Below are 14,366 nucleotides of genomic sequence, written 5' to 3' on the forward strand. Positions count from 1 at the left end.
TCATTTCCTTTCTTATCGCTTACTGCGCCAGTTTTCATCACGGCCGAGATTCGATTCTGTCGTCCGTTTTATATCATATAAAATTTCGCTGAAAAAACGTTCAGGTACTTGCTTTGGTACAATGCGTCTCGCATCATCAACTTCGTCATAGGAGTATGAACCGCGGTTCACTGTGCCTGCTTTATAAAATTGAATTTCAAATAAACATACATCGTCCTCTTCTTCATATCCAACAGGGGCACCTTCAAATGCAAGCTCCGCTCCTAATCCTGTGCGAGTGTCTTCCTTATAGAAAGTATGGTACACACCAGCATCTTCAACCGGTCCGCGATTCCAGCCGTACTTCGTCAACTTACCAAACAGCGAACGACCATTTATTTGAATGCCAGCAAACCTTTCCACAGTTACTTCCTCATCTTCCTTCACCCGAAATACTTCGCGGGAAATTTGCGGGAATGGCTGGACAACCTCATAATCTTCTAGTTGTTCCTTCCATAATTCCCGTTCCTCTTCGGACAATTCTAGTGGATGGATCAGACCGATAACAGTGTCTGGCGTAAGTTCATGCTCTTCTTCTTCAATCGTATTGAACGTGCCGTCCTCCATATAACGGAACATCGCAAACAATTTTCCTTCTTTATACTCGCCCCAAATAAGCGAGATAGCAAATTGCTGCATAATTGGATTTTCCACAAACAGAGACTTCCACGTATGTTGCGACCAATAGCGATTAAGAGAAAGTGCCATTTCAAGACGCAGCGTTTGCATACTAATGATGCTACGAAGCTGTTTCTTTATAGACGATAACTCCGCCTTAGCCTCTTCTGCCTTTTCCGTATGATCTTTTGCATTTGGTTTCGGAAGCGACTTTATTCGTTTTCCTTCTTCTGTTTTTAGCTCAATTTTCAAGTTTGGAGTTAAATAAGCAGTAAACGTCCTGCTTCCGTAATCAATTGTCTTTTCACCGCGTTTATTAAAACCAAGGTCCGGAACAAGCTGATCTTCTAGCTCTTCTTCTGTTATACCGCGTGTTTTAGCAGCGAGACTCAACGCTTCTTTCGCAGCATTACGCACCTGTTTATGTTTATATTTGAATGCCATAGTATTAATCGTCATAAGTGCAAGATGTGACGCAGACAACGCCAACGCCTGAACAGCTGCAGCAGCAATAGCTCCGCGCATGCCAACAGCCCACTCATCAATCTGCTTTTTGAGCAGCAGCGCCATTTCATCATCACTATGAATGCCGTACATCGAAAGAATACCGCGCTTTTTCGCCTCCGCCCCTTGAGAAATCCACAGCTGATAGATCGCTTGTATATTTTCTTTCAAATCTTGTTCATTCAAAGCGGCACCTATTGCTTCCGCCGCTTCCTTTTTCTCAATTACAGACTCCGATACATACTGCTGAAAATAAGCAAGCGGAAGCGTTGCATCTGCTATTGCATCGGAATCACGAAGACGAATTTGTGGTTCAAATCCGAGCCACTGCACGAGTGCGTTTCTTTTTTGCGGCGTTAATATACGCATACAAAGGGCTTCCACACTTCCTGGTGCTCCGTCTAATTCTGCACCGCTAAGTAAATGAGCAAATTCCTCCATCAAGGAAGCATTCTTCTTTTCTTGTAAAGCTTGCTCCACAAGTTGTGTATATTTCTCAGATTTATAGAATAGAAGTATGCGCATTGCCTGTTCTCGTATGGTTTTCTTTTTATTACTTAGTTCCTTTGCTACATCCTCTGCTGCTTCTTCATCCTTCGTAAGAAGCTCGACTACAGCGGTACGTACTTTTTTAGAGGAATCTCCAAGACTTTGAATAAGAAGAAGACGCGTTTTAACAACATCATCTTTTGCCAGCTCATCCAAAATAAAAATTCGTTCCTCTATACTATATTCAGCAAACTTTTCTGTCACATATGCCCGTTCTTTTACAAAAAAACGAATAAGTGCTTCCTTCGCTTCTTTCCCCTTCTCACCGTGCCCTAAAGCTTGTACCACTGAATAGGAAACGAGCCTCTCCTTAGGTAATCCATAAGAAAGAATATCCTTCAACATTTGTTCTGGCGAATGTCCCGTCAGAGAATATCGCCATAGAAGTTCATATAAACTACGGCTATAGCTATTTGCAAACTGAAGACTAAGCACTGCTTCCCTCTTCGCAGCTTCCTCTGTATCCCAAAGGGTCGCCATTTCTAAAACAGGCATTCTCCAACGCTTATGTTTATATTTCGGCTCTTGGAACACTTGCATCATATCTTCAAGCGACGCTTTACCAACTAAATAGTCGCGATATAGATTGCGTATCTCAGATGCTTTCGACTCTAAGGCAACCGTCAAAAACTCTTCGCGCACTTTATTCTTATTTAATTCGTATCCTTTTTCCTCCAAAAGTGCTGACACGAAAATATAATGACTCTTACTCAAATATTGCAATATGCGCTGGATAAATTCTGGTTGCTCTTCCAACATACGAAACAGTAATTGATATTCATAGCTTTTCTTAAAATCAGCATATTCTAGATTATGATGAGAAAGATGGTAGGCAAGGATTCTTTCCTCTGACACACCAAATTGTTCGCATAAGCTTCGAAGCGTTTCATACGATGGTTTACTTAGAACCGTTCTTCTCATATAGTACCAGGACTGTTTGAGAACACCGCACGCATGATCCGTCGCATAAAAGATAAAATTCTTAACAGAATATTTCGCCAACAAGTCAATATACCGTCTTGCAACATCAGAATACTGCTGCACACTAAATAAGAGCCACCAAGTTAAATCCGGTAACGATGAACCGATAGCAACCTTGCTGACGGTTTCCCCTTGAACATATCTTTTAACTGCTTCTATCTGCTGTTGCTCTACGTCTATCTGTTCTTGTGCTATATCTATCTGCTTTTGTACTTCTTCCATCTGCTCTCGCGTTCTGCCAAAATGCAATATAAATTTCGCATGCTCCTGTAATTCTTCCTCCAATAAAGGCTGGTAGGCATGAAATCTCTCATAGTCTGTATCAAACATAAGTAGGAGCAAAAGCAGTTTTGACTGCCCTGTTAGTACTTGTAATCGTTCTTCTATGTACGCTGGATTCTCCTTGATTAACTCTCTAAGAAATACATCTGCATCGTTAACGGAGCCTGAAAGCTTTGTTAACTGCTTACAAGCAGCAGCTACAAGAAGATCAAGTGAAAGACTGCTTTTTTCTAAATACACCTTCATTTTGGGAAAGCTCACTTCTGAAAAACGAACAATAAGAACATTCAATAATTGATCCTCAAGCAAATGATAAAATAACCTAAAAAAGACTGGATCTTGCTTATACGTTTTCTCAAAATCATTCATGAACTGCCGAGCAAAATCATTTCGCTTCTTGTCACGAATGGTCGCTCGTTCTATATCTTTTAAAACTTCCTCGTCTCTCGTCTGCAAGTAACGCATTGCCAAATCCTCTTGTGCCCCTGTCATATTAAGGTGCTGAAACAACTGATATGTACTGACTGCCATCTTCTCTGCCTCCCTAGTTCTTTTATAAGCTCATCACTGCAACTTATAGTTAATTACATAATATAAAAATGATAACGCTTATTTTTTCATATATCTGAAATTTATAATTCTAAAACACTTAATTGCGATAAACCGTTTTGTACAATATACGGAATATATTTACATTACTAGTATAGCATATTAACCTAAATACGAACATACGTTTCTGCAAAGTGTATAATATATAACATCATCAGATTTCTATACTTGCGATTTATAACTATATGTTCCGGTATATATCATTATATTTTTTTGTAAAGTTTAATTGTTGTAACACTTATAGGATCACTGTAACAAGTCTTGTGTGTTTGTTTAGCACCATAAGTAAAATCATTCTATTTGACATTAACTTATTCCCTAGCTAACAGTTAAAATATTCTTTTAAAAACACATAAAATGTTGACCAAGTTTCCTTTAACTCTCCACTTAAAAGCAGCTCATCTCCCCCTTCAAAATGAACCGAATAAACTTTATCAGTTACACTATCAAGCACTAGTACGGCATTTGCTGACATCTCACTTAAAACGAGATACTTTTTAGGGAATCCATGCTCATTTCGAGCAATCATTGTATTTGATTGAATATTGTTCTCTTCCTCTACAATATCTAACAACTCGTAGGGAACGTGCTCTTCCCAAAAAGGGCCAGCATACCGATCATAAAATTCACTAAATGTATCAGAGACTTCTACACCTAAGCTAATTAAGGCCTCTTTCACATTTTTCTTATCTTCACGTTTATAAATGTCTTCTCCAAGAACTTGGTCTAATTTATCAGGCAAAACATTCACTTTCATTCCCTCCTAAAGCTTCTTTCCCTCTAGTTTTTTCATAATTTACAAAATCCTCTTTTTCGCTAAACGTATCATCTTTTTATAATACTTTCTACCTTTAAGACCAAAAGCTTTAGATGCGCTAACTTCAGATTTCATATAAATCTTTTATTTTAAATATCATTCAAAAATAAAAAAAGACCTACTCCCTCTCAAATTTCGAGTTAGAATAAGCCCTCTACGTATAATCAATCAAGTTTTACACAAGATTCAAAGTAAATTTCTTATATCATTTTTAATACTTGTTCCTTAACATTTTCATCAAACTTAGCGCCTTCTACATTTGCTCCCTTCCAAACTACATTGTCAAGTTTCGCACCGGTAAAATCCGCTCCCGTAAAATTCCCATTCAAAAGAGTTGCTCCTGTTAAATCTGCATTTGTAAAGTCTGCATTTCTAGCATCTACTTCTGATAAATTTGCATTTTCCAAATCTGTCTTTTCAAATTTACCGTCTGTAAGAGTAGCACTGCTGAAATCTGCTCCAAAACAATTTGCTTGTGTAGCATCTATTCCAGATAAATTCGCACGACGAAATGTTGCATGATTTAAAATTGTTCCAACTAGTTCTCCATATGAAAAATCAACTTCGTCAAAACAAGTTTCGAAGCAACTACTTATATTTATCTTTGCATATTTCATATTCGCTTTAGAAAAATCCGCTTCGCCAAACCTACAATCTGCAATGTGTATTTCCTCTAAATTACAACTTCTGAAATCAGCCAACTCAAAATCGCAATCATGAAACGATGCTCTCATTAATGAAGAAGCCCTTAACATGACCCGTTTTGCCATAATACGATCTCCCATTACCTCTGACAAATCTGAAAAAGCAAGGTCCAAATCACTTATATCTAGCTGATCTATAACCTCATCATTGTATTGAGATCTATTTAATATTTCCATGACTCTTATTCTATCATTACTCTTCTCATTCATTATTACTCTCTCCTTTCATTTAGCTTTCAAGGTAATCCTTCCAAGCAACATTTGGAGAATAGGTTACACCCATCCGATCATCATCAAAACTTGGTATAGCCATTACTTGAGCTGGTTCCAAATATTTCATTACATGTAACCAACTATCAAGTAATATGTCACCATCAGCCTCTAATGGATTCTTTAAAAGATCTATGCAAATGCCATCCCAACTCAGTTCTGATGCAACTCCTGGGCTATTTAGCAACAAATCTCTACCAAACATTTCTAAAATATGGCCACCAAAGTAGGTTCTAGCTCCCATCCCTAATGGACCGTTGCGAAGAAACCGAACCGGTATAGGTTGGGAAGATATATTCATCCCCATAAGTAAACATTCACGTTCCGTATTCCACGGATAGGGTACTGGCCAACAAATTTGAGCTACTCCAAAACGAGGTTTCGCAATTTCTGCGATTTGGTCAGATAGCTCAAAAAAATCCGGCCACAATTTTTGAGGTATAGATTTTTGAAACTCAAACTCCAAAAATGAGCCATGGCTCAAGTTAACTTCAAAACGCCCTCTATAATTAACAGATTTATCACGATAGAGGTGAACTTCAGATACCCTACGCTCCGAAATCACTTTTTCAATAATTTCCTCACGATTATATTCTACCCGTACCGTTTCACAGTTACCCCAATGAGTAGGAGCAAATTTTTCATTTGACTCAAACACATCCAAAAGACGTCCTAGTATCTCTTCATCGTTAAAAGATACTGTGGGATACATTGCAATTGAAAAATAATTAGGTTTCATTTATATCCTCCTTAATGCTAAAAGTTAATTTACATAACAATTTCCCTGTACAGTTTTATCCATTCATTTTCATTAGGTGAATCCAGATTAAACACCTATTTATAGGTTATTTTACCACTATTTAGATAAGCACAGTGAATGTTACCCCTTAATCTCATCATCTATAATCTTACCTCTCTCTGGATGATGCTGCCCTTTCTTTGATTCGCTATCATTGTACCGTCTCTAGTTAGTTCAAAGCCTCTGAATGTAGCTGCTATATTGGGGATTTTGATCAATTTTACATAAACTAGCTATCAGCTTGCTTATATGAATCTTTTATTTAAAATATCGGTTAAACAAATCATTTTCTTCTAAAACAAAGGCTTTGTTACATTTTAATGTTGATAATTGAATCAAAAGAAGGGCGAACACCTTTATTGTGAGAGATTCCCTTTTTTTAGTGTTCCCAACCAAACTTCCCCAACATTAACCTTATAAAGAACGTCATCTCCATCACTGAGCTTAATCTTCTGGGTTTTATAGGCCTTATTTATTATTTCATTTACCTCGTCTTTTGTTCTAAACTCTATTACTATATCTTCTTTTAGTTCCTCATCCCAGTACATTTCGGTATCAATGTGAGCTTCCCAATCAAACAAAGCTAATTTATCCTTTAATGATTCATATTTATGAAATGGAAATTTCTTTGCAGTAAGGTTTTTGTCAAAGGTATCATTGTAAGTATTTATACAATCTTTGTAAGAAACGACAATTTGAGAACTTATAAAGTCTGGTTCATATAACCAAATTTTCAGGTAAAAATTTTCATCCTCCATTGTCATTTTTTCATACCAGTTTAGATATACATCTATCATTTCATTTAATAATAAACGGTTATACCAATTAGGAGGATTTCTACGGACTAAAGAATAAAAGGGATGAATCCACAACTTTGCATAATCTCTTTGATGCTCACGAATGTAATTCATATCTATGTCGATTACATTTTGCTTCCATCTTTCTATCTTTCTCTTATGTCGTTTCCACCCTCGTATTTTCTTCTTTTTAGAGTGATAAAACTCTTTCATTCACACACATCCCTTAACAATTGTAGAAACACTTACATATTTATTTTTGACAAACGCAAACGATCATAAGTATCTGTCACCTTTTGTTTTAACTATCATGAATCATAAAATTTTTTTAAAAACTCAGTGAAAGTACTTGCCACATAAAATACGTTTTCTCTTGCTACTTCCTCTGCTTCTTCTACTGTAATCCCTTCACTTTCCATCAGTTCTTCTTTTTCCCATGCACCTTCATTCTCCCAAAAGATAACAATGGGATTTGCGTTATAATTTTTATAATCAAAACATATTAAATTCCCCGCTGGATCAATGCCAAAAGGAATTACACCATTAGGTAAAGTAGCACGATAGTTATCATAATCTGTTACGATGTAATCACTACTTCCCTCATCAAACGAAAGTAATGAACCAAAGACTCTTTCTATTCCTTCAACATCAAAACAATATGGTACTACATTAGCCCCATGATTCACCTTTACACACTCGATATAATCTTTCGGAAACTTAATCCCCATTGATTGACCTATTTTTTCAACAATTTCTTCAGTAATCGGATCATCCGCATACTTCCATTCTAAATCTTTCATCTAATACCACCTCCCCATAATCTATTTCCGCCTAAATGATTTATACTATGAACCTATACTCATCTCCTGGAAAATCATCTGGGAAAGCGAAACATTCTACTTCCTTTGTTAGAATTTTATATAGAAACTCAGCTAAGCCCATATTATATTCATAATAGCTTGCTGACCTTGATTCATATACAACTATATGCCATTCATCACCTATATTAGATGTTAACCAGTAAATTTCGTCCCCATTATCTGTTATTGCACATGGCAATAATCCACCCTCAGTTGGAAAAACATTATGCGTAAAATCTTCTGGAAACGCATTCTTTGATACAATATATGCTTCTCTAATTTCTTTACCTTTTTCAATTAGATTTAAATTCATATTTTGGATAAATGGATTTAGAACCCATAAAAATTCACCTATACTTCCAACTCCATATGTATTTATAAATTCTTTATAATCTGTTGGTAGCTTGATTCCTAATATGAATTCAATCTCATCCCATTTTTCTTTAGTGTATGTATCTAATAAGTCATTATTGGGTTTAATTATATTTTTTAATTTACTTATATACATTCTATCTTCCTCACTTTCTACTTCATTCAGTTACACCTGCTGCGCTATCTTTCATCTTATAATGCTCGCAATGATTGTATTGAGTCGTTTCATACCATTTTAAAGTTGGTTTCTTCAGTGGTGGTACAAACACATTTGATACAGATATCACGTGTCAAAAAAGACAACAAAAAACCGAAATGACACTAATTTATCAAATCGGTTTTTATTCTATATGAAAGAATTTTCATCAGCCTCTTTTAATTTACTAAGAATTTCATTAGCAACGCCCTCGAATCTTTTAGGATCGTCAGAAATAATTTCATTAAGCAAATTGATTACTGTTAATTTTATATCACTATTCATTCCTACAAGAATTTTAGCATACTCACTTCTATATAAATCATTATTTAAAATTCTTATGTTTAGTAGCATTGCCCACTCTTTTGCACTCTCAACCATTTTTGGTAAAGCTCTAGGCATCTCTGTTAGATATTTTTCCATTTCAAAACTTTCAATAAAATGAACTAGACCAAACATAACTTCTTCCTCTTGTGTTTCATCATCAAATATCATACACAAGTCTTTAATAAGCTTCTCATCATCATAATCTGCTAAGCTTTCTAACGCACCGTCAAACTCTTCACATTCTGATTGATTTTTTAAAAATCTACAATTATATAATCTCTTGATTTCAGACCTAGTATCCATATGAAAACTCCCCCTTTTAAAAAATTAACGAAGTCAGATATTATTGAAAAACATAAGACACATGAAATGACAAACTATAATGTTCTACGAAATCAATAGCCTTCATTTTAAAGTCAATCGCAAAAGATCTTCTTTTTCCCATAAAAAAATCCCCTCCATAATAAACACAGTACAGTAACTTTCTCTCAACTATCTACCATAGGGGGAATACCACAATACAAAAGGCATCTTTTTAAAACTGCCTAACTTTTTGAATGTCCTTTACAAAGGACATATTTCACAAAATTATTAAGTATCTTTATTCATTTGTTATCAAAGATTTTCTATTCAGTGTCTTCTAATATTCTATCATCTAAGTCTTCTCTTTCTCTCGCTATTTCTCTATACGTTTCAATTAAGTTGCTCAACAGTTCAAGAGAGATCTGTCTATCTTCTTCCTCAAGAATTCTTACTTCTGCACCCAATTCGTTCAAATTAACAACAACATTTTTAAGTTTAATCAATTCTTCTGTATCATAATAACTAAACTTTAAAACTGGAGTTTCATCTTCTATATTTCTTTTCAGCTCACGAATTGGTTTATGACTAAATTTTCTTAAAGAAGTAATGTACTTAACAATATTCTTATCTGGTCTAACTATTAAGGACATACAATGCACCTTAAAACCCTCCTTAAAAAAAGAAAACATCTAGTATCGGCTCTCCTGATAAACTATTCCCCCCGTACCATCCATACAAATCATTAAGCGTAGCATGGAAAATTCCTAGAAATACTAAATGTTATACCGAATGATTTATTCGCTGAGGAATTTAAAGTTCGTTATCAAACGGGAAACGAACTTATAAAATTTATTAAAAAAGGAGAAACCTAGAATGCTAAAATGAAATAGAAAGAAAGAGTTATTTACCCTTCAACCACTTAGCTCTAAACAATTCTTTATCTTCAAGTGAGTTGTTCCTAGCTAGTTCATGACACACTAACCAAAAATCTTTTTCCCACTTTGTACAATCTTCCTCGTAATCCATAAGCATCTCAAGCACAAAATACGAATCAGAAGGTTCAAAATGAATCATGTCATTTTTAAAAAATAAAGCTATAAGACCATGTTCAATAGATAACAAGCAACCTTCATCATGAAATGAAATTGCAAAGTAAGCATAGTTGTCCTTCGTATAGTTAGGTAAAATCTCAAATGTAGGAGTCCCTAAATAAGGATGAATTTCTTCCATACTATTAAAAGTAATAGGACTAAAGGAATAATCATTTTCATTATATATCTCGTAACTCATGAAACCTTTCAATTGCAATTCAAATAGACCCTTTAGTATATTTTCATAAACAATATCAAAGTGTTCCTTTACATAACATAGCGTATTATAAGCTTCTTTTGTTAAAGGTTGATTACTTTCTAAATACCCACCTAACTCAATTTTAGTTTGTCCAAAAAACGAAGCAGAACAATTTACGTTTATAGATCCATCCCAACAATCATATTTTTCAGAGAAGCAAAAATCATCCACTTTATCTACCATCATTCACACCTACCTAATTAAATTTTGTTATTCATAATTAATGCCCTAGGGCGTAGTATAAATACTAAATCCAGATGGTACAACGGTGCAACTTTTTTAGAAACGGTTAATCTTTCTTATAAGCGATTAAATTTTATTTCAGATCCCCCTCGTTTCATCCGTCAAATTTTCCTTTTCCTCCTTTGTTTTTGGCCATAAAAAAGGCTTATTCCTCCTCATTATTCAAGTTGGAATAAGCCTGTTTGTCAGTTACCTTTAAAAACATCTCTTAGATTTTTTCTCAATTTATACCTTCTTTTTCTGTTAATTCCTATTAACAAATTCCCTATTCAAATCGCAACATCCTGGTAACCTACTTCAGTTACTATTTCATTTAATAAAGTGAAACTTTAATCAGTGGGGGTTTTCATTTTCTGACATCGGTTTAAGGAAATTTGAATCCACGACAATAGCATGCATCTGTTGTTGTACATTGACGCAAACAGGACAAACTCCATTCATTAGCTCGGTTTCATAACCCATCTGAAAATGATATGATTACAGTGGCAATAGCATTAATTATTACCTAATTATTGAAATACAAAATGAGAAAATGACAACGTGGAGGGGAAATTATGGGCTTTTTTAGTAGATTTTTCAAAAAAGTAGAACAAGCAAACAATGGAGAGGTAACCCTCAATGAATTAAATGAAGAATTATATGTTGAATCTCCAATAGAAGAAGCTAATAGTTTTTGGGTATCAATGGCACAAAATTTAATTGTCAGTACTGTAAAAGCCGCCGACAATAATGTGGAACGCGCTTTTGTTTTGGTTAATTTTAAAAAAGGAGAGGCTTCTTTTGATATTTTTTATCAAATTAACGGGCAATTGTATTTCTGGAATCAGCTAGAAAATCAGACGATTAAAAATAGAATTAAGAATGAGTTGTTACCACAAGCTTCGGAAGTTTCAGATGCAGTAAACCTGCAATTTCACGAAGCGGACCATCCTACAATCTCGTTTGCAGAACTGCAATTTGAATGGGAAACAAAGGCCTGGTTTTCACATATCATTTGGGAAGACGACCCCGCCTCACAATTACCAAAATCTCAAATATTAAACGAATGGTTCAGCCTAATTAAAAAGGAAACTCAGAATAAACCACTTGATAGTGATACAAAATTTTCTTGGTATCCATCAATCCCTTAAAGTTGATGAGCATGGGTGCTGCCTAAACAAAATATACAATAAAAGTGACACAAATCTACCTACTCGATAACTCCATATAAAATAACTAAATGATAGTAAGACACAAAGTTCCCAACTTAATATTAAAATAAAATATATAAAAATAGATGCTTTTATATATTTTACTTGACCTTTGTAAAAAGATTGATCGTTTAGTTTAAAACAAAGTTTGATAACTTAAAATAGGGATTGATAGTGTAGAGTAGAAAATTGAAACAGAAAAGAGATGGCTTTACCATTTCTTTTCTTGTTCCAAAAAAAGATTGAGTCGCTCTAGAACGTACCAATCTTTTTTGCCAAGCCACCTCTGTCCAATTGGTGATAGGTTATAATAGTTCTTGAATCCTTGTAAGATTCGATTTAAACCTTTCACCATATCATCCAACTGTAAATACAAATTATTCTATCTAATCAACTTTTTTATTACTTGAAATTCCCCTGATTGATCCACGCTAAACACAATAATACTTGAATCACCATCTAATATTTCTTCAGGATTTCTAGGTTGAAGCTCTATACTATAAATCCCTTCTGTTAAAACATTACTCTTTTCATAATCATTCATAATACTCTGGATATCAGGAATATTCCCTTTACCTTTTTCAACTTCATAATCAAAATGAAAATTTATAACGCCTTCATAATGGGTATTGATTTTAGATTCACTAATGTTTAAAGTTTTAATTATTTTTTTTGTGTTTAATTTTTGTTTTTGTTTAAATTCTATAAGCAATTCTTTCGCTTGTTGCTCGTCTATTGTAAACTTTAAATAATAATAGAAATTTTTTCTACTTATTTGATATGCATCGGGGGATTCGCTCAACAACTTATATTTTTTAATTATTTTCTCTGATTGTTTCAAAACATCACTATGTTGTTGAATATAAGCCCCTTTGAATATGTCTAAAAAAACCTCCTTACCTTCCTCTTCATCTATCTCATATGAATTCGGATCCACTCCTACATGAGTAGTCGTGTGATACGGTTGTTTTATTTCTATATAAGTTTCAATATCCACACCTGCAAGCAAATTTTCATAAGCAGAAAGAATTTTAAAATCTCCATCTTTTATCCCATAATGCTCCGATAAATAATTGCCAACTGGTTTTTTTACTTTTATTTTTGTAAAAAAATCAGTGAATAAATATAGTAGTATTATGCTAAACCCTACTATAAATACAGCCGCTATTATTTTCTTCATCCCGAGTTCACCTGCTTCCTATAACAAATTATACATTTAACGAGTGCGGAAGTTACTTTTTTTCGGAGGCATTGTTTAACCCCTTAAGCTCATCGAAATCTGCCGGTCTACAAACCAAAATTCTAATTATAATTTCCAATCAGCTAATTTTCTTTACCTACCTGACGAAAGCTGCCCTTCAGGAATCTCCTGTAATGTTTCAGTATGAACGAACATATTTGCTGCAGGCATTTGCACTTGATTCTTATGGAAGATAGACATTAGTTCAAACCTTACTTGCCTGGAAGTTTCAAAATACTCTTCAGGTTTAACCAAACCTACAATACAAAATTCGTACCCAACATATTTAAGATTTGGATTTAGGTCTGTAACACCAATATACCGAAATGGTTCAACAACCTCGTTCTCTATCCTATATAGGCTTTGATCCAATTTTTCATTGCAGATAACACATACATTTTCTAACAATTCCTTTATTTTTGTAGGATCTTCCTGATAACTTACCGTAATCCGTTCAATAATCCGCATCCAGCCTTTATTAAAATTTTGTATCGTTCTAATCTCTCCATGTGGGATTGTAAGGAGTTTTCCCGACCATTCACGAATTTGCATAAAGCGAATACCAATTTCCTCAATGGTACCTGAGCTTGTTCCGTTAAAAGTAACAAAATCGCCGACACGAAATTCTTTGTCCGTTAATCTTGCGAACCCTAATATAACATCTTTTAGCATCTGTTGTGCAGCAAAACCGACGGCAACTCCGGCAATCCCTGCACCTGCAAGAATACCTTTTATATCTACAAATTGACTAATTAGATAAAAAACAAGACTGATTACAATTCCATACCTAAGAATTGATCGAATTACACTTTGAATCGTCTGTTCTACTTCTTCATCAAAAAAGCTTGACTTCTTAAAGAACCAATCAATAATACGGTTTATGACAAAGGAAAAAGTCATGAGGACCAAAGCAAATAGTATAAATCTTAAAAGTAAAAACTCCCTTACATAATTAAAAAATTCCTCAGTAACAGTTAATAAATTCATCCATCCACTTCCTTAACTATGTATTTTGATTTTTATTCCCAGTTCATCTTCAAAAATATGACCCTTTAACGAAATAGCTTATTGTCACTCAACAGTTCCTTAATCTACCTTTCAATTTCAGAAGTTTTTTTCCTTTTTACTATAAATATACCCCTTTAGATTATCTAAAGGGGTATAAAGGTGCAATTTTTTTATAAACGGTACGACTTTATTTCAAAGCAACAGAATAAAGTGAAACTTTAATCAGTGGGGGTTTTCTTCATCCCCCACTGATTATTAGTTGAACCAATCGGGCTTTTACGGGCAGTTTATCTCCCACCTAACTTCTT

The 14,366-nt window shown here is 34.4% G+C and carries 14 protein-coding genes; 1 reads left to right on the forward strand and 13 read right to left on the reverse strand.

The features are described from left to right. Positions 1 to 12: 12 nt before the first annotated feature. The 10 genes from BM211_RS22655 to BM211_RS22700 form a co-directional block, all read right to left on the reverse strand. Complete coding sequence (locus BM211_RS22655; protein WP_090999702.1) at positions 13 to 3,504, reverse strand: DUF4132 domain-containing protein; 3,492 nt, start codon at positions 3,502 to 3,504, stop codon at positions 13 to 15. 400 nt (positions 3,505 to 3,904) lie between these two features. Then, on the reverse strand, positions 3,905 to 4,333 hold the full coding sequence (locus tag BM211_RS22660; RefSeq protein ID WP_090999704.1) for an SMI1/KNR4 family protein: 429 nt from the start codon (positions 4,331 to 4,333) through the stop codon (positions 3,905 to 3,907). Positions 4,334 to 4,599: 266 nt separating this feature from the next. After that, a complete protein-coding gene (locus BM211_RS22665) occupies positions 4,600 to 5,313 on the reverse strand; it encodes a pentapeptide repeat-containing protein (RefSeq protein WP_090999705.1) in 714 nt (237 codons plus the stop codon). Between the two features lie 19 nt (positions 5,314 to 5,332). Beyond that, positions 5,333 to 6,112, reverse strand: coding sequence for a hypothetical protein (locus tag BM211_RS22670; RefSeq protein WP_090999707.1), 780 nt, complete (start codon positions 6,110 to 6,112; stop codon positions 5,333 to 5,335). Positions 6,113 to 6,528: 416 nt separating this feature from the next. After that, positions 6,529 to 7,182: a hypothetical protein gene (locus BM211_RS22675; protein WP_090999709.1), complete on the reverse strand. Its 654-nt coding sequence runs from the start codon at positions 7,180 to 7,182 to the stop codon at positions 6,529 to 6,531. A 95-nt stretch (positions 7,183 to 7,277) separates the two neighbouring features. Beyond that, positions 7,278 to 7,769, reverse strand: coding sequence for an SMI1/KNR4 family protein (locus tag BM211_RS22680; RefSeq protein ID WP_090999711.1), 492 nt, complete (start codon positions 7,767 to 7,769; stop codon positions 7,278 to 7,280). 40 nt (positions 7,770 to 7,809) lie between these two features. Further along, positions 7,810 to 8,337, reverse strand: a complete 528-nt coding sequence (locus tag BM211_RS22685; protein ID WP_090999713.1) for an SMI1/KNR4 family protein — start codon at positions 8,335 to 8,337, stop codon at positions 7,810 to 7,812. A 210-nt stretch (positions 8,338 to 8,547) separates the two neighbouring features. Then, on the reverse strand, positions 8,548 to 9,027 hold the full coding sequence (locus tag BM211_RS22690; RefSeq protein ID WP_090999715.1) for an Imm30 family immunity protein: 480 nt from the start codon (positions 9,025 to 9,027) through the stop codon (positions 8,548 to 8,550). A 323-nt stretch (positions 9,028 to 9,350) separates the two neighbouring features. Further along, entirely contained in the window at positions 9,351 to 9,677 is a 327-nt protein-coding gene (locus BM211_RS22695) for a hypothetical protein (RefSeq protein WP_090999726.1), read from the reverse strand. 250 nt (positions 9,678 to 9,927) lie between these two features. Beyond that, the gene (locus BM211_RS22700; protein ID WP_090999717.1) at positions 9,928 to 10,563 is read right to left on the reverse strand and encodes a hypothetical protein; all 636 of its coding nucleotides are present in this window, start codon (positions 10,561 to 10,563) and stop codon (positions 9,928 to 9,930) included. Positions 10,564 to 11,174: 611 nt separating this feature from the next. On the opposite strand from BM211_RS22700, the gene BM211_RS22705 reads away from it, so the two are divergent. After that, positions 11,175 to 11,750: a hypothetical protein gene (locus tag BM211_RS22705; protein WP_090999718.1), complete on the forward strand. Its 576-nt coding sequence runs from the start codon at positions 11,175 to 11,177 to the stop codon at positions 11,748 to 11,750. A gap of 271 nt (positions 11,751 to 12,021) precedes the next feature. On the opposite strand, the gene BM211_RS22710 is transcribed toward BM211_RS22705, so the two are convergent. The 3 genes from BM211_RS22710 to BM211_RS22720 form a co-directional block, all read right to left on the reverse strand. Beyond that, complete coding sequence (locus tag BM211_RS22710; protein WP_256217193.1) at positions 12,022 to 12,165, reverse strand: group II intron maturase-specific domain-containing protein; 144 nt, start codon at positions 12,163 to 12,165, stop codon at positions 12,022 to 12,024. Between the two features lie 27 nt (positions 12,166 to 12,192). After that, on the reverse strand, positions 12,193 to 12,990 hold the full coding sequence (locus BM211_RS22715) for a hypothetical protein (RefSeq protein WP_090999720.1): 798 nt from the start codon (positions 12,988 to 12,990) through the stop codon (positions 12,193 to 12,195). A gap of 153 nt (positions 12,991 to 13,143) precedes the next feature. After that, complete coding sequence (locus tag BM211_RS22720) at positions 13,144 to 14,037, reverse strand: mechanosensitive ion channel family protein (protein ID WP_090999722.1); 894 nt, start codon at positions 14,035 to 14,037, stop codon at positions 13,144 to 13,146. Positions 14,038 to 14,366 lie beyond the last annotated feature (329 nt).

Origin of the sequence: Bacillus sp. 491mf (genome assembly GCF_900112415.1) — a bacterium.
GTDB lineage: Bacteria > Bacillota > Bacilli > Bacillales > Bacillaceae_G > Bacillus_A.